This is a genomic window from Pseudomonas sp. B21-056 (assembly GCF_026016325.1).
Lineage (GTDB): Bacteria > Pseudomonadota > Gammaproteobacteria > Pseudomonadales > Pseudomonadaceae > Aquipseudomonas.
In genome coordinates, this window is sequence record NZ_CP087203.1 from 1,842,860 (window position 1) to 1,858,630 (window position 15,771).

The window sequence follows — 15,771 nt, forward strand, 5'->3', positions numbered from 1 at the left end:
AAGGGGCCGGTCTGATCCTACGCGAGGTGAGTTTGGCAGCCGCTTACATTTCGGTGGCAATATAAGCCCGGAGCGGCTGTTGATGAGGTGCGAGACATACGCTGGATGACCGGGGGAACTATCCGCAGCAAAGGCGCGACGCTGATCGTCAGACAACGGAGGTAGCCTCTAAAAAACGAAAAAGTGGCTTATGTATGTTTCGCCGGGCATCTAATCAAGCTGTTTCACCTAACCGCCTAATCCATTCTTTAATGGCGCCAATGACCAACGCTACGAAAAGAGCGGTGAGCGTGGTGCCAAGCAATATTTTATACATGTTACCGCTGTAAGGAAGCTCAGTGGTTGTAATCTCTGACGAATAGGTCATTGACGAGCGGGATGCATTTTGCAACATGCTTAGGATTTTTATTTCTTTCGTATCTGCCATTTCTAACAAATCTAAGTATTTAATAAATTTTATTTCTTGCTGTTGATAGAGATGGTTCTGCGTCGAGGTTATCTCATTGATAGCGAGCTTAAGTTTTTTAATTGACTCTTTGCGATTCGCTGCAACAGTCGAGACCTCAACGATATTCGTTTTCTTTATAGGGTCTATTGTGGCGAGTTGAGCGTATTTATACATCATCGTTTCTGGACTTTCGAGTAGGTTGGAAGCGCTAGAATCCACGTTTAAGCTATCGCCTATCGCTACGTTCGCAATGCTCATGTGCAGCGTCGGTCTGGTAATCGCATAGCCAAGGCCTATGGCAAATATCACAACGAAAATCAATATAATGGTTCGTATCTGCGGAGCCAGAAAACAAAAAAATTCACGCAATGAAATTTCGTCTTTAGAAAAACTTGCCGCCGTCATTCTTCAACTTTCTCCGCAGTATGGAAAAGCAATAACTATTAAATAAATTTTAAAGTTTTCGTCCAGTGTAAGCTTGATTTTATAAGTCTGGTGTTTGAAGTGTTTGGATCCTTATGTATAATGCATATAATAGTTGATATTGTTTTGATATTATACGCGGTGCGGCTCGCCAGCACAATGCTTGGTCATTTTATGCTTGAGGGAATTAATTGTTGTCATGGAAAATCATTGGCACTGTTCGTCGGTATTTAGAACAACGACAAATAGAGGTGTAGAACTTACGAGTCGTTACTGCCGTGGAACTGCATATCAGAGATCCTACGGTAAACCGAAGTCTTACGCTGGGAAAGGTGGGGTTATGGATCCCGTTCGTCGGCATTCTCCTAAGCCTGTTGTCGCTACAGACGGCTCGGGAGTCATCGAGGCTGCTTTGGGTCTGGTTGATTCTGCTAGGGGTCTTTATTGTCGATGCAACCGTTACTTTATTACGACTGCTGCTGCGAAAAGAAATCTACGAGGCTCATCGAACCCTATGCTTATCAGTCTGCCTCCCACCAATATGGTCGGCATCTGCCGGTGACGCTGGCGGTGGTGTCGATTAATATGTTCTGGTTGTTGCCGTTGGCGGCATGTGTCGTATTGTGGAATGTGGATAGAATGTTGGCTTTAATCATTGCCTACGTGCCTTAGGTACTGCTGGCCGTCAGCATCTCGTGCTGGCGCGCTTGAGAAGGCATGATTTAAAGGTAAAAATTCGCGTTTTCTGTTTATGGGTTGTCCAACGGTCGATGACAGTGCCGCGTCTATCGGGATCGATTGGGTTTAGGAGCTGGCCGAGGTGCATGAAGGATTTATGGGTAAATTAAGAACAGCGTTGCTGGGATTGCCAAGACGCCACAAGCGGGCGATTCAGGTGGCTACAGACGTAATCCTGGTCTGGGTCGCGCTATGGCTGGCGTTTGTTGTTCGCCTCGGAGTCGAGGCATTGGCCACTCCGATCGAAACGCATCTTTGGCTTTTCGCATCCGCCCCACTGATCGCCATTCCGATTTTCATACGCTTTGGCATGTATCGCGCCGTCATGCGTTACTTCGGCAACGATGCATTGATTACCATTTGCAAAGCGGTCAGTCTCTCTGCCTTGCTGCTGGCCCTCATAGTGTATTGGTACAGCAACCATAAAACCGTGGTACCTCGCTCGATCATCTTCAATTACTGGTGGTTGAGCCTGATCATGATCGGTGGCCTTCGGCTGATGATGCGTCAGTATTTCCTGGGAGACTGGTTCACCGCTGCCCAACATGTCCCGTTTACCAACCGTGACGACGGTTTGCCCAAGGTTGCAATTTATGGCGCTGGGGCCGCTGGGAACCAACTGGTAGCAGCATTGCGCATGGGGCGGGTAATGCGCCCAGTCGCGTTCATTGATGACGACAGCAGCATCGCAGACCGCGTCATCGCCGGGCTTCAGGTCTACGAGCCCAAGCAGATTCAAAAAATGATCGATGCAACGGGGGCGCAGGAAATCCTACTGGCGATACCGTCATCGTCCCGTGGTCGTCGTCGGGAGATCTTGACCTTGCTTGAGAGGTTTCCGCTGCATGTACGTAGCGTCCCGGGTTTCATGGACCTGGCCAGTGGGCGGGTCAAGGTGGATGACATCCAGGAAGTAGATATTGCGGACCTGCTTGGACGTGACCCAGTACCTGCGCAGCCAGATTTGCTTGAGCATTGCATCACCGGGCAATCGGTTCTGGTCACCGGGGCAGGCGGGTCAATCGGCTCGGAACTCTGTCGTCAGATTCTGGCGCTCAAGCCCACCACGCTTTTGTTGTATGAGCATAGCGAATTTAACCTTTACAGTATTTTGTCCGAACTTGAACCACGAACTACCCGTGAATCTCTATCTGTTCGTTTACTGCCCATACTGGGGTCGGTGCGGGATCAGGCCAAGTTGTTGGATGTAATGAAGACCTGGAATGTCGATACGGTCTATCACGCTGCAGCTTATAAACATGTCCCCATGGTCGAGCATAATATTGCCGAGGGGGTTCTGAACAACGTGATTGGGACGCTGAACACCGCTCAGGCTGCATTGCAGGCGGGTGTATCGAACTTCGTCCTGATCTCTACTGATAAAGCCGTGCGCCCCACCAACGTGATGGGTAGTACCAAGCGGCTCGCGGAGTTGACGTTGCAAGCCCTTAGCCGTGAGCTAGCGCCCGTATTGTTCGGCGATAGTGCCAATGTGTCTCGAGTCAACAAGACTCGTTTTACCATGGTCCGGTTCGGCAACGTGTTGGGATCGTCCGGTTCGGTTATCCCCTTGTTCCATAAACAAATCAAATCCGGCGGGCCGTTGACTGTTACACACCCGAAGATCACGCGTTATTTCATGACCATTCCCGAGGCCGCACAGCTGGTGATTCAGGCCGGCTCCATGGGGTTAGGTGGCGATGTGTTCGTTCTGGATATGGGCGAGCCAGTAAGAATTGTCGAACTGGCAGAGAAGATGATTCACCTGTCTGGTTTGAGCGTCCGCTCGGAGAGGAACCCTCAAGGTGATATTTCAATCAAGTTCACGGGCCTGCGACCCGGTGAGAAGCTTTATGAAGAGTTGCTGATTGGTGACAACGTCGTTGCTACCCAGCACCCCATGATCATGAGCGCCAACGAAGATCATCTTCCCTGGGACGTGCTCAAGGCCAGGCTGGCTGAGCTGTTGGCTGCGATTGAACATGATGACTACACCCGGGTCCGCCAATTGCTTCGGGATACTGTCAGCGGGTATGCCCCGGATGGGGAGATTGTTGATTGGATCTACCAGCAACGGCGCCTTGAACCCTGATTATTACATAATCTGTAACGTACACATTTTTGACAGCGACTCATCATCGCCTAGGTTTGAGAGGCAGCTTCGGAAAAGCTGCTTCTCTCTTAACGATGTCATGGAGCGTCACTTATGCGTACAGGCTATTTCTACTCCCTGGTTTTTGCCCTGCTGACCAGCGCCTCTATTGCCGCCATTGCTGCACCTTCAGCCAAACCCGAGACACCGACACCATCACAGACGATGGACATCTCGGTGAAGGCCCAAGACGTTAAAGTGAACCTTAACGAGGCAGATGCCCCTACGCTGCAGCGCGAGCTGGCGGGTATAGGCGAGGCCAAGGCGAAGGCGATTGTTGCATACAGGGAAGCAAATGGGGCGTTCTCCTCGGTCGAGGAGTTGTTGGAGGTCAAGGGAATAGGCAAGGCGATCCTGGACAGGAATCTCGACAAACTGGAAGTGAATTGAGATGAGATAGCGAAAAAAGGCCGGTCGAATGACTGGCCTTTTGCTTTGTTGACGGACACGAAACCATGGCGATGATTCGACGCCGGCCGAGAAAAATGACATCTGGCACAAATCATGATTACTCACTACCAGTCGATTGTTGAACAATCTGAGGCATTGAGCATGAACACGGGACTTTCCCTCGCCGACCAGATCACCCTGGAGCTCCGCGCCGACATCATCGGTGGCTGCTTGCTACCCGGGATGGCCTTGGTGGAAAACGACCTGGTCTCAGCCTACAACGCCTCGCGCAACACCATCCGCGAGGCATTGCATCGCTTGGGACAGGAAGGACTGACCCGTTATGTGCGTAACAAAGGAGTGATGGTCCGCAGGTTGGGCGGCGACGATGTGCGGGATCTGTTCAAGGTCCGCCGCACCCTGGAGCTTCAAGCGATCCTTACCAGCCAGCCATTGGGCGTGTATCGATCCAACCGAATGCTGGAAGCGCTCGAGGCGGCCGAGCTGGCCCGAGAGCGTGAAGATTGGCGTGCGGTAGGAACTCACAGCCTGGCGTTTCACCAACACATTGTCGGGTTGATGGGCAGCCCTTTACTCGATGAGTTTTTCACCAACGTGGTTGCGCAGTTGCGCCTGGCGTTTTTCTCGGCGCCTGATGAGCCACGCTTCCAGGCACCGTGGCTGGCCCGCGACCGGCAGATTCATGACTGGCTGGCTGAAGGCGACAGGCAATCGGCGCATGAAGCGATGAGCCTCTATCTCGACGATTCCGAGCAAATGCTCCTGCAGTTGCTAACCCCCGTCAAAAAAACCTGATCAAGGACCCGTGCCATGTACAAAGACTACCCAGCCGCCTACCAGGTCAGCAAAGGTTCAGCCTTGCAGGTGGACAAGCCGTTCTACGACCGGATCCGCACCCAACAGGACAAGCGCACGCTGATCGAGCAGTTCGAAGTGCCGATCCGCACAGGTCGTGCCTGGCACGTGCCGGCCGGTCATGTGTTTCGTGTCACCACTCCGGTAGGTCCGCAGGTGGGCGATTTCAACGTCTGGAATGCCCACGATCCGCGGGAGCGCCTGTGGGCGGCGCGCACTCGGCAGTTGCAAGGAGCCCATGTCAGCACCCATGACCGGCTCTGGTCGAACCTGCCTTTCTTAAGACCACTGGTGACCATTACCGATGACAGTCTGGCCGGCTACGGCATCGACGAGCATGGCGGACGTTTGCACGATCTGCTGGGGACCCGTTGTGACCCCTATGTGAACAGAATGCTGACCGGAGAGGATTTCCACCATCATTGCCATTCGAACCTGACCCGTGCGGTGCTCCCCCACGGGCTGACAGAATTCGATGTGCACGATGTACTGAATATTTTCCAGTGCACCGGGCTCAACCATGACGACATGTATTTCATGAAAGCCTGTCCGGCGCAGAAGGGCGATTACCTGGAGTTTTTTGCCGAGATCGATCTGCTGTGCGCGTTATCCACTTGCCCTGGCGGAGACCTGTCATTGGCAATGTGGGGGCCGGACGCACAGGATCCGCTCAGCGTCTGCCGTCCCCTGGGTGTGGAGATCTATCGGTTGGAGGATGCGTTGCTGGAAGGCTGGAGCCAGCCCGAGCGGGCGGCCTACAAGGGCTTGCATGGCCTGCAGATTGCCAAGGCGGACTGGGAGAAATAGGCACAACATTTTTCTATGTGAGGGGATAAATCCTCTCACCACACAGAAACGATGCGCCCAAGCCGTCAACGATCCTTGGCCTCCTTCGCATCCATCTCCGCATTCCTCTCGGCCACGCGCTTGCGTTGCTCGTCAGTCAGTTCGACCTTGTTGGCGGTGTCGCGCAACATCATCAGGCCTCCGACGATCGAGCCGATTGCAACTATCAAGATCAGCCAGGCATACCAGGGCATAGGACTCTCCTTGAGGGCGGGCCAGTGGGCGTCGTTCACCCAATCCGCCACACCTACCACTTATGAGCGAAGGTTGCTCGCAGTGGTTCAATACTACCCCTGTTCTACCGATGCATCTCATAGCGGTCAGCAGGCAATCGCTCACTCTTTACGAATTCTTTATCCCCCGACCCCATCTTCGATCTCGTTCCTTTACAGCCTTCCTGCCGACAATCACTCCACACGCGGCACGACGCCGCACCACGGAGAAGTCCCATGAGTGTCCTGGACGGGGTGTCATTGCTGCTGGCAGTGGCGCTGTTCATCTATCTGCTGGTTGCGCTGTTGCGCGCGGGCCGGAACTAGGAGCGGTTATGCACGGTTATGACTACGGGCTGATCCTCGCCTTTTTCGCGTTGGTGCTGATTCCAGCGCCATTTCTCGGACGGTTCTATTACAAGGTCATGGAAGGTCAGCGCACCTGGCTTTCCCCGGTTCTCGGGCCGCTGGAGCGAGGCTGTTATCGGTTGGCGGGGGTGGACCCGCAGGTCGAGCAGAGCTGGCAGCAATACACCCTGGCCTTGCTCGCCTTCAACCTGGCGGGTTTCGTGTTGCTGTTCGCAATTCTGCTGTTGCAGGGGCATTTGCCGCTCAACACCGAGCAACTGCCCGGCATGGAGTGGACCCAGGCCTTCAACACGGCCGTCAGCTTCATGACCAACACCAACTGGCAGTCCTACAGCGGTGAAGCGTCCCTGAGTTACCTGAGCCAGATGATTGGCCTCACCGTGCAGAATTTCGTCAGTGCCGCCACCGGCCTGGCTGTGCTGGTAGCGCTGTGTCGCGGGATCGGGCGTAAGTCGGCCAGGACCCTCGGCAATTTCTGGGTCGACATGACCCGCGCCACCCTCTACGGGTTATTGCCACTGTGCCTGTTGTTGGCGTTGTTCCTGGTATGGCAGGGCGTGCCGCAGACCTTCGCGCAATACGTGCACGGCGTGACGATGCAGGGCGCTGACCAAGTGATCCCACTGGGCCCGGCCGCCAGCCAGATAGCGATCAAGCAACTGGGCACCAATGGCGGCGGTTTCTTCGGCGTCAACTCGGCGCATCCGTTCGAGAACCCGACGGCCTGGAGCAATTTGTTCGAACTCGCTTCGATCATCCTGATTCCCGCAGCGCTGGTGTTTACCTTCGGCCATTACGTCAAGGACCTGCGCCAGAGTCGGGCAATCATCGCCTGCATGCTCGCGCTCTTTCTGATCGGCGCCGCGACTTCGTTGTGGGCCGAATACCAACCGAATCCGGCATTGGCCGATGCGGCCGTGGAGCAGAGCGCGCCGCTGGAAGGCAAGGAAGCGCGTTTCGGCACCACCGCCACGGTGCTGTGGTCGGTGACCACCACGGCGGCGTCCAACGGCTCGGTCAACGCCATGCACGACAGCCTCAACCCCCTCAGCGGCATGGTCGCGCTGGTGAACATGATGGTCGGCGAAGTGATCTTCGGTGGCGTCGGGGCCGGGCTCTACGGAATGTTACTGAACGTGCTGATCGCGGTGTTCCTGGCCGGCTTGATGATCGGCCGCACGCCGGAATACCTGGGCAAGAAACTCGGTGCCCGGGAAGTGCAGTTGCTGGTGGTGACCCTACTGGTGATGCCGGTGAGTGTGCTGGTTCTGGGTGCCATCGCCGCGAGCCTGCCCGGGCCGGCCGCTGCGGTGAGCAATCCCGGCGCCCATGGTTTCAGCCAGTTGCTGTACGTCTACACGTCGGCGGGGGCGAACAACGGTTCGGCATTCGGCGGATTTGGCGCCAACACGCCGTTCCATAACCTGATGCTGGGCCTGGGCATGTTGATCGGCCGTTTCGGCTACATCCTGCCGGTGCTGGCGTTGGCCGGCAGCCTGGCGCTGAAGAAAACCGCCCCGATCGGCCAGAACAGTTTCCCCACCCACGGTCCGCTGTTCGTGACCTTGCTGACCGTGACCATTCTGCTGGTGGGCGGCCTGACTTTCCTGCCGACCCTGGCCCTTGGCCCGATTGCCGAACACCTGAGCATGGGCTTCTGAGGATCCGATGATGAATATGCCCGCACCCGAAGCGGTCGCCACCCAGGCACCGCAAGTAGCGAAAACCGCCATCTCCGCCTTGTGGCGGCCGGCGTTGCTACAAGCTTTCATCAAGCTCGACCCGCGCCAGTTGCACCGGGCGCCGGTGATGCTGGTGGTGGAACTGACCGCGATGCTCACCACTGCGCTGTGCTTCGTTCCCGACAGCGCTGTACCGACGTTCGTTGCCGCGCAGATCGCGCTCTGGCTGTGGTTCACCGTGCTGTTCGCCAACTTCGCCGAGGCGCTGGCCGAAGGACGCGGCAAGGCCCGGGCCGACAGCCTCAAGGCCGGCAGTGAAGGCCTGAGCGCACGTCGCCGGATCGCCAATGGTTTTGAAGCAATACCCGCCACCCGTTTGCGCAAAGGTGATGTGGTGCGCGTCGAGGCAGGGGAGATGATTCCGGGCGACGGCGAGGTGATCGAGGGCATTGCCGCGGTCAACGAGGCGGCGATCACGGGGGAGTCGGCACCGGTCATCCGCGAATCCGGCGGCGATCGTTCGGCGGTCACCGGCAACACGCGGCTGGTCTCCGACTGGTTGTTGGTGCGCATTACCAGCAATCCCGGTGAGTCCACCCTGGACCGCATGATCGCTTTGGTCGAAGGCGCCAAGCGCCAGAAGACGCCGAACGAAGTGGCGCTGGACATTCTGTTGATCGGCCTGACGCTGATCTTCCTGTTGGTGGTGGTGACGCTGCAACCGTTCGCCCATTTCGCCAACGGCAGCCTGCCCCTGGTGTTCCTGGTGGCGCTGTTGGTCACGTTGATTCCTACCACCATCGGCGGGTTGCTGTCGGCCATCGGCATCGCCGGGATGGACCGGCTGGTGCGCCTGAATGTAATCGCCAAGTCCGGTCGTGCGGTGGAAGCGGCGGGGGATGTGCACGTGTTGATGCTGGACAAGACCGGCACCATCACCTTTGGTAATCGTCGTTGTGCAGCGGTTCATGCAGCCCCCGGTGTGAACGTCAAGGCGCTGGCCGAAGGTGCGCTGTTGGCCTCGTTGGCCGATGACACCGCCGAAGGCAAGTCCATTGTGGACTACCTTCGAGGTTTGCATTCACAGCCCGAGCCCGCCGTGGAATCGCTGACGGCGGTGCCGTTCAGTGCTGAAACCCGATTGTCCGGCGTTGATTATCAGGGGCGGGTTTATCGCAAGGGCGCGGTGGATTCGCTGCTGGACTTTATCGGTCTGTCGCGCAACGAGCTGCCGCCGATGCTGGCCCGGGAAGTCGACAAGATTGCCCAGAGCGGCGGCACGCCTTTATTGGTGAGCGTTGACGGCAAGCTGCTGGGCGCCATTCACCTCAAGGACGTGGTTAAACCAGGCATCCGTGAGCGCTTCGCCGAGTTGCGCAAGCTGGGCATCCGTACCGTGATGGTCACTGGCGACAACCCGCTGACCGCTGCCGCGATTGCCGCTGAAGCGGGCGTCGATGACGTGCTGGCCGAGGCCACCCCGGAGAAGAAGCTGGCGCGTATCCGCCATGAGCAAGATGACGGTCGGCTGGTGGCCATGTGCGGCGACGGCGCCAACGATGCCCCGGCCCTGGCCCAGGCCGATGTCGGCATGGCGATGAACGACGGCACGCAAGCGGCGCGGGAGGCGGCCAACATGGTCGATCTCGACAGTGACCCGACCAAGTTGTTGGATGTGGTGCAGATCGGCAAGGAGCTGTTGGTGACCCGTGGGGCGCTGACCACCTTTTCCATCGCCAATGACATCGCCAAGTACTTCGCAATCCTGCCGGCGTTGTTCGCCTCGATTTATCCACAGCTCGGCGTGTTGAACGTGATGCACCTGAGCAGCCCGCAGAGCGCCATCCTCTCGGCCATTGTGTTCAACGCGTTGATCATCGTGGTGCTGATCCCCCTGGCCCTGCGCGGCGTGCGGGTGCAGGCGGCGAGCGCGGCGGCGTTGCTGCGGCGCAACCTGTTGATCTATGGCCTGGGTGGGATCGTGGTGCCGTTCGTGGGGATCAAGGGGATTGATGTGTTGCTGACGGCGTTGGGGCTGGTTTGAAGTTTGAAGCGTGCAGCTAACCCTGTGGCGAGGGGATTTATCCCCGCTAGGCTGCGCCGCAGCCCCAAACCTGTACCCAATGTGTCAGGCAAACGGTGGCGAATGCTCTGGGGTCGCTGCGCAACCCAGCGGGGATAAATCCCCTCGCCACAAATAGGTTTCAACTGAGGATCTCTGTATGTCTATGCTAATTCGCCCGGCCCTGAGCCTGTTACTGCTGATGACCCTGATCACCGGCATCGCCTACCCCCTGCTGGTCACGGCCGTAGCGCAAGTCGCCTTTCCCGTCCAGGCCAACGGCAGCCTGGTCCAGGATGCCGACGGCAAGGTCCGTGGCTCGCTGCTGATCGCCCAGGATTTCCAGGGGGATGCCTGGTTCCATCCACGTCCCTCGGCCGGCACCTTCGCCACGGTTGCCAGCGGTGCCAGTAACCTTTCCCCGAGCAATCCGGCCCTGGCCACACGGATAATCGACGATGCCTGCACGCTGCTGGTACCCGGCCAGGGCCCGGTGCCGCTGGCGCTGTTGACCACTTCCGGCAGCGGGCTGGATCCGCACTTGCCACCGGCGGCGATTGCCTATCAACTGGCGCGAGTCGCCGCAGCGCGCAACCTGCCGGTCCAGACCTTGCAGCATTTGCTCGACACCCACATCGAGCAGCCTCTGGTGGGGCCGCCCGTGGTGAATGTGCTGGCGTTGAACCTGGCGCTGGAAAAACTGTAATCCCTTGTGGGAGCGAGCCTGCTCGCGATAGCGGTGTATCAATGACACAGCCGCAAGCTGACACATTGCCATCGCGAGCAGGCTCGCTCCCACCAGGGGTTCATACAGCCTGTGAGAATGGGCATGCCATCAATATCTGAAAGCACGAGATCCACACCATGAGCGACTCCGGCCGCGCCGACGCCCTGTTAGCCAACCTGCCCCGCAGCGGTCGTGGCCGGCTCAAGGTCTTTCTGGGCGCGGCACCGGGTGTCGGCAAGACCTACGCCATGCTGCAAGCGGCCCACACCCGGTTGCGTCAGAACGTGAAGGTCATCGCCGGCGTGGTGGAGACGCACGGTCGCGCCGAAACCGAAGCGCTGCTCGGCGGCCTGGTGCAACAGCCGTTGGTGCGCTCCCGATACCGTGGCGTGATGCTCGAAGAAATGGACCTCGACGGCCTGCTCGCCGCCCGGCCAAGCCTGGTGCTGGTGGACGAACTGGCCCACAGCAATGCCCCCGGCAGCCGCCACGCCAAGCGCTGGCAAGACATTCAAGAGCTGCTTGCCGCCGGCATCGACGTCTACACCACCGTCAACGTCCAGCACCTGGAAAGCCTCAATGACCAGGTGCGTGGCATCACCGGTGTGCAGGTTCGCGAAACGCTGCCGGATTGGGTCCTGCAGGAAGCCGATGAACTGTTGCTGATCGACTTGCCACCTCGCGAGCTGCTGGAGCGCCTGCGCGATGGCAAGGTCTACGTGCCGGAGCAGGCCCGTGCGGCGATAGACGCTTTCTTTACCCAGACCAACCTGACGGCCCTGCGTGAACTGGCGATGCAGACCGCCGCCGCGCAGGTGGATAACGACCTGGCCCTGGGTTATCGGCAGCAGGGGCAGGCTGCCCCGGTGGTGCGGGGGCGATTGTTGGTGGGTGTGGACGGTGATGATCAAGCCGAGCGCCTGGTGCGCCATGCCAGCCGCGTCGCCCAGCGGCGACATCTGCCGTGGAGCCTGGTGCATGTGGACAACGGCGGCGCCCGGGACGAGGCCTTGCGCCAGCGCCTGCAAAATGCCCAGCAACTGGCGGAACGTCTTGGCGGCGAAGTGGTGCTGCTGCGGGCCGGCGAGGTGGCCAGGACCCTGATCCAGCATGCCGTCGAACGTCGCGCCACTCTGGTCCTGGTAGGGCAGTCCCGGCCGCGCCTGCGCAGGCGATTGTTCGGGGGTGGCCTGGCTTCACGCTTGTTGCGCGATGCCCGGGGGCTGGAGATCAACGTGCTGGACAGCGATGAACAAACGCGTCCTGCCCGCGTATATACCAGTAGCGTCCAGACCGGTTTCGACTACGTCCTGGCGTTGCTGGCGACCGTGGCGGCCAGTGCATTGGCCTGGGGAATTTCAGGGCTGCTGGCGTTGCCCAATATCTCCCTGGTGTTTCTGATGGCGGTCCTGCTGGTGGCGGTGCGCAGCAGCCTCGGCCCAGCGTTGGCCTGCGCGGCACTGTCGTTCCTGGCCTACGACTTTCTGTTCATCCCGCCGAACTTTTCCCTCGCCATCCAGCGTGACGAAGACGTGCTGACGCTGGTGTTCTTTCTGCTGATGGCGGCCCTGACCGGCAACCTGGCCGCTCGCCAGCGCCGGCAGTTGCAGGCGCTGCGTGAGACTCAGCAGGAAACTGGCGAGCTACTCGACCTGTCACGCAAGCTCACGGCTGCCACCGACCGCCAGGCAGTAATCAGCGCCGCCGCGCAGCACTTCAACGGCTGGCACGACTTGCAGTTGTGCCTGCTCAATCGAGAGGGGCAGAGTGGCTGGAAGGTCGAGACCACGGAGCCGCTGACGTTCGTCGAGGCCGAACGTGCGGCAGCCGACTGGGCCTGGCAGCACGATCAGCCCGCGGGTGCCGGTACCGGGACGCTGCCGTCCGGGCGCTGGTGGTGGTGGCCGTTATCGGTGGAAGGTGGACCGCTGGCTTTGTTGGGGGTGCGCTCGAAAGACGATAAGCCTCTGGACGGTCAGCGTCGTCGCTGGTTGGCGGCCCTCAGCCAGCCACTGGCCCAGGCGCTGGCCCGGGCGCAATTGGCCCAGGATCTGGAGGCGGCGCGCCTGCATGGCGAGACCGAGCAACTGCGTAGCGCCTTGCTGGCCTCGGTGTCCCACGATCTGCGCACACCGCTGACCGCCATGCGCGGCAGCATCGACAGCCTGTTGGCGCTGGGGGAGGCGATCCCGCTGGCGGATCGTCGCGAATTGCTCGAAGGCACCCGCGATGAGGCCGAGCGTCTGGATCGCTACATCCAGAATCTGCTGGACATGACCCGCCTCGGTCACGGTGCCCTGAAACTGGCGCGGGACTGGGTGGCGCCGGCCGATATCGTCGGCAGCGCGTTGAACCGCCTGAGGGCGGTGCTGGCGCCGCTGATGGTCAGCGTCGAGGTGCCTGCCGAATTGCCATTGCTGCATGTCCACGCGGCGCTGATCGAACAGGCCCTGGTGAATGTGCTGGAAAATGCCGCGCGTTTCTCGCCGGCCCACGGGCGCCTGTCGTTGAGCGCGGGCGCGACCGACAGCGAAGTGTTTTTTGCCGTGTCCGATGAGGGGCCGGGGATTCCTGAGCAAGAGCGGGAGAAAATCTTCGACATGTTCTACACCGCGGCACGCGGCGACCGGGGTGGGCAGGGCACGGGGTTGGGACTGGCGATCTGTCAGGGCATGGTGGGCGCCCATGGCGGGCGGATCAGCGTGGGCGATGGCCTCGATGGACGTGGCACCTGCATCACCTTGCACTTGCCCTTGCAGACACAACCGGGCATGGACGATGAAGCCTGAGCCGGGCTGGGATATTCTTGCTCCTTCCCTTGTATTGAACCGATCCCATGAGCCAGACCGCGACCATCCTGGTCATCGATGACGAACCGCAGATCCGCAAGTTCCTGCGCATCAGCCTGGCCTCCCAGGGCTACAAGGTGCTGGAGGCCGGCACGGGGGCCGATGGCCTGGCCCAGGCGGCCTTGAACAAGCCTGATCTGCTGGTGCTCGACCTGGGCCTGCCGGACATGGATGGTCAACAGGTGCTGTGCGAGTTTCGCCAATGGTCGACGGTGCCGGTGCTGGTGCTTTCGGTGCGGGCCAGTGAAGCGCAGAAAGTCGAGGCGCTGGACAATGGCGCCAACGATTACGTGACCAAGCCGTTCGGTATCCAGGAGTTCCTGGCCCGCGTTCGGGCCCTGTTGCGCCAGGCCCCGGCAGGCGAGGCGCGGGAAGCTGCACTGACGTTCGGCCCGTTGACGGTGGACCTGGCGTATCGCCGGGTGCTGCTGGATGGCGCCGAAGTGGCCCTGACCCGCAAGGAATACGCCGTGCTGGCGCAACTGGCGCGGCACCCCGGACGGGTCATCACCCAGCAGCAATTGCTCAAGGACATCTGGGGCCCGACGCACACTGAAGACAGTCATTACCTGCGTATCGTGGTCGGCCACTTGCGTCAAAAACTGGCCGACGACCCGACTCGTCCCCGGTTCATTGTGACCGAGGCGGGGGTGGGGTATCGGTTGTTGGGGGAGGGTGGGCTTTAGTTCATCTTCACCTGGGCGATTGCCATCGCGAGCAGGCTCGCTCCCACATTGGACGAGCGGTATCCACAAACAGGTGTCCGGCCTCGATCCAAATGTGGGAGCGAGCCTGCTCGCGATGAGGCCCTAACACCCGCTGAAAATCTCAGTTCTGCTCACTCTCATACCGATCCAAAGTATCACTGGCAATCTCCCGCCCCAGGGCGATCAACTCCGGCGCCTTGTAGAACTCGAAGAACCGGCACACCCGTTTTGGCACGTTGATCAGTACATCCGGCGGATACCCGGCGATCTTGTACTGGGCCAGCGAGGTCTGCATCACCTCGAAACTCTGGTTGATCAAGTCCAGCAACGAGGCCGGGCCGACGTTATCGATGATGAACGAACCGGTGGCGGACTTCGGTGCGCCTTCGGCCTCGGGCGCGGCGGCCGGTTGCTGGCCTTCGGGCTCGGCGGATTCGAGCCAGGGGTTGATGTCGGCGGCCTCGGCCTTCAACGCTTCCTGCTCCAGCAGCAACAATTGTTCGGCCTGCTTGCGCCGAAATGGAAATTTCGACCCCAGGGAACTGATCAGGTTGTCGAAGCGACTCCTGAATGCGGCGGGGCGGGGGATCACCGGCAGTTTGTATTGGCGCTGGTTGGTGGCATTGAGGTTGACCGCGATAATCAGGTCGCAATGACTCGACACCACCGGCACGATCGGCAGCGGATTGAGCAGCCCACCGTCCACCAGCATGCGATTGCCCTGCATCACCGGCGTGAACAGGCTGGGGATCGCCGCCGAGGCGCGCATCGCCTGATGCAGGCAACCTTCCTGGAACCAGATTTCCTGTTGGTTGGTCAGGTCCGTGGCCACGGCGGTGTAGGGGATGCGCAGGTCTTCGATATTGAGTTCACCGACGATCTTGCGAATCTGCCCGAAGACTTTTTCACCGCGAATCGCCCCGAGGCGAAAGCTGACATCCACCAGCCGCAACACGTCCAGGTAGTCCAGGCTTTCGATCCAGTTGCGGTAATCCCTGAGCTTGCCGGCAGCGTAGATGCCGCCCACCACCGCGCCCATCGAGCAACCGGCGATGCAGGCAATGTCGTAGCCGCGTCGTTCGATCTCCTCGATCACGCCGATATGGGCATAGCCCCGGGCGCCGCCCGAGCCCAATACCAATGCGACACGTTTTGTCATGACCCGGCCTCTTGTCGAACAGACTTCAACAATGCACTCATCGACGGCCCGGCTCAATCGTTGTGGCACAGGCGTCGTTTATTGACACGCTGGTGTGACATTTTTGTATGCTCGCCCACACTTGAAATCAG

13 protein-coding genes and 1 pseudogene are annotated in these 15,771 nt (G+C 59.5%); 11 read left to right on the top strand and 3 right to left on the bottom strand.

Annotated features, from left to right (window positions below; translation table 11 throughout):
* Positions 1–214 precede the first annotated feature (214 nt).
* Complete coding sequence (locus LOY67_RS08245; protein ID WP_265066726.1) at positions 215–853, bottom strand: hypothetical protein; 639 nt, start codon at positions 851–853, stop codon at positions 215–217.
* 368 nt (positions 854–1,221) lie between these two features.
* Here LOY67_RS08245 and LOY67_RS08250 point away from each other — a divergent pair.
* The 5 genes and pseudogenes from LOY67_RS08250 to LOY67_RS08270 form a co-directional block, all read left to right on the top strand.
* A pseudogene (locus LOY67_RS08250) lies at positions 1,222–1,543 on the top strand (glycosyl transferase); the annotation flags it as partial.
* A 163-nt stretch (positions 1,544–1,706) separates the two neighbouring features.
* Complete coding sequence (locus LOY67_RS08255) at positions 1,707–3,701, top strand: polysaccharide biosynthesis protein (protein ID WP_265066727.1); 1,995 nt, start codon at positions 1,707–1,709, stop codon at positions 3,699–3,701.
* Between the two features lie 114 nt (positions 3,702–3,815).
* Entirely contained in the window at positions 3,816–4,151 is a 336-nt protein-coding gene (locus LOY67_RS08260) for a ComEA family DNA-binding protein (RefSeq protein ID WP_265066728.1), read from the top strand.
* Between the two features lie 162 nt (positions 4,152–4,313).
* Positions 4,314–4,967 (top strand): GntR family transcriptional regulator, encoded by a 654-nt coding sequence (locus tag LOY67_RS08265; RefSeq protein ID WP_265066729.1) that lies wholly within the window; start codon positions 4,314–4,316, stop codon positions 4,965–4,967.
* 15 nt (positions 4,968–4,982) lie between these two features.
* On the top strand, positions 4,983–5,834 hold the full coding sequence (locus LOY67_RS08270) for an urea carboxylase-associated family protein (protein ID WP_265066730.1): 852 nt from the start codon (positions 4,983–4,985) through the stop codon (positions 5,832–5,834).
* 65 nt (positions 5,835–5,899) lie between these two features.
* Here the strand turns inward: LOY67_RS08270 and LOY67_RS08275 are convergent, their stop codons facing one another.
* Complete coding sequence (locus tag LOY67_RS08275; protein WP_003183831.1) at positions 5,900–6,067, bottom strand: DUF2897 family protein; 168 nt, start codon at positions 6,065–6,067, stop codon at positions 5,900–5,902.
* Positions 6,068–6,322: 255 nt separating this feature from the next.
* Here LOY67_RS08275 and kdpF point away from each other — a divergent pair, with 255 nt between their 5' ends.
* The 6 genes from kdpF (at position 6,323) to LOY67_RS08305 (ending at position 14,460) form a co-directional block, all read left to right on the top strand.
* A complete protein-coding gene (gene kdpF / locus LOY67_RS08280) occupies positions 6,323–6,412 on the top strand; it encodes a K(+)-transporting ATPase subunit F (protein WP_265066731.1) in 90 nt (29 codons plus the stop codon).
* 8 nt (positions 6,413–6,420) lie between these two features.
* Positions 6,421–8,115 (top strand): potassium-transporting ATPase subunit KdpA, encoded by a 1,695-nt coding sequence (kdpA, locus tag LOY67_RS08285; RefSeq protein WP_265066732.1) that lies wholly within the window; start codon positions 6,421–6,423, stop codon positions 8,113–8,115.
* Positions 8,116–8,125: 10 nt separating this feature from the next.
* Entirely contained in the window at positions 8,126–10,180 is a 2,055-nt protein-coding gene (gene kdpB / locus LOY67_RS08290; RefSeq protein ID WP_265066733.1) for a potassium-transporting ATPase subunit KdpB, read from the top strand.
* A gap of 178 nt (positions 10,181–10,358) precedes the next feature.
* Positions 10,359–10,904, top strand: a complete 546-nt coding sequence (gene kdpC, locus LOY67_RS08295; RefSeq protein WP_265066734.1) for a potassium-transporting ATPase subunit KdpC — start codon at positions 10,359–10,361, stop codon at positions 10,902–10,904.
* A gap of 158 nt (positions 10,905–11,062) precedes the next feature.
* Positions 11,063–13,714, top strand: coding sequence for a sensor histidine kinase (locus LOY67_RS08300; protein ID WP_265066735.1), 2,652 nt, complete (start codon positions 11,063–11,065; stop codon positions 13,712–13,714).
* Between the two features lie 47 nt (positions 13,715–13,761).
* Entirely contained in the window at positions 13,762–14,460 is a 699-nt protein-coding gene (locus LOY67_RS08305; RefSeq protein WP_265066736.1) for a response regulator, read from the top strand.
* A 142-nt stretch (positions 14,461–14,602) separates the two neighbouring features.
* On the opposite strand, the gene LOY67_RS08310 is transcribed toward LOY67_RS08305, so the two are convergent.
* On the bottom strand, positions 14,603–15,640 hold the full coding sequence (locus tag LOY67_RS08310) for a patatin-like phospholipase family protein (protein ID WP_265066737.1): 1,038 nt from the start codon (positions 15,638–15,640) through the stop codon (positions 14,603–14,605).
* Between the last annotated feature and the right edge of the window lie 131 nt (positions 15,641–15,771).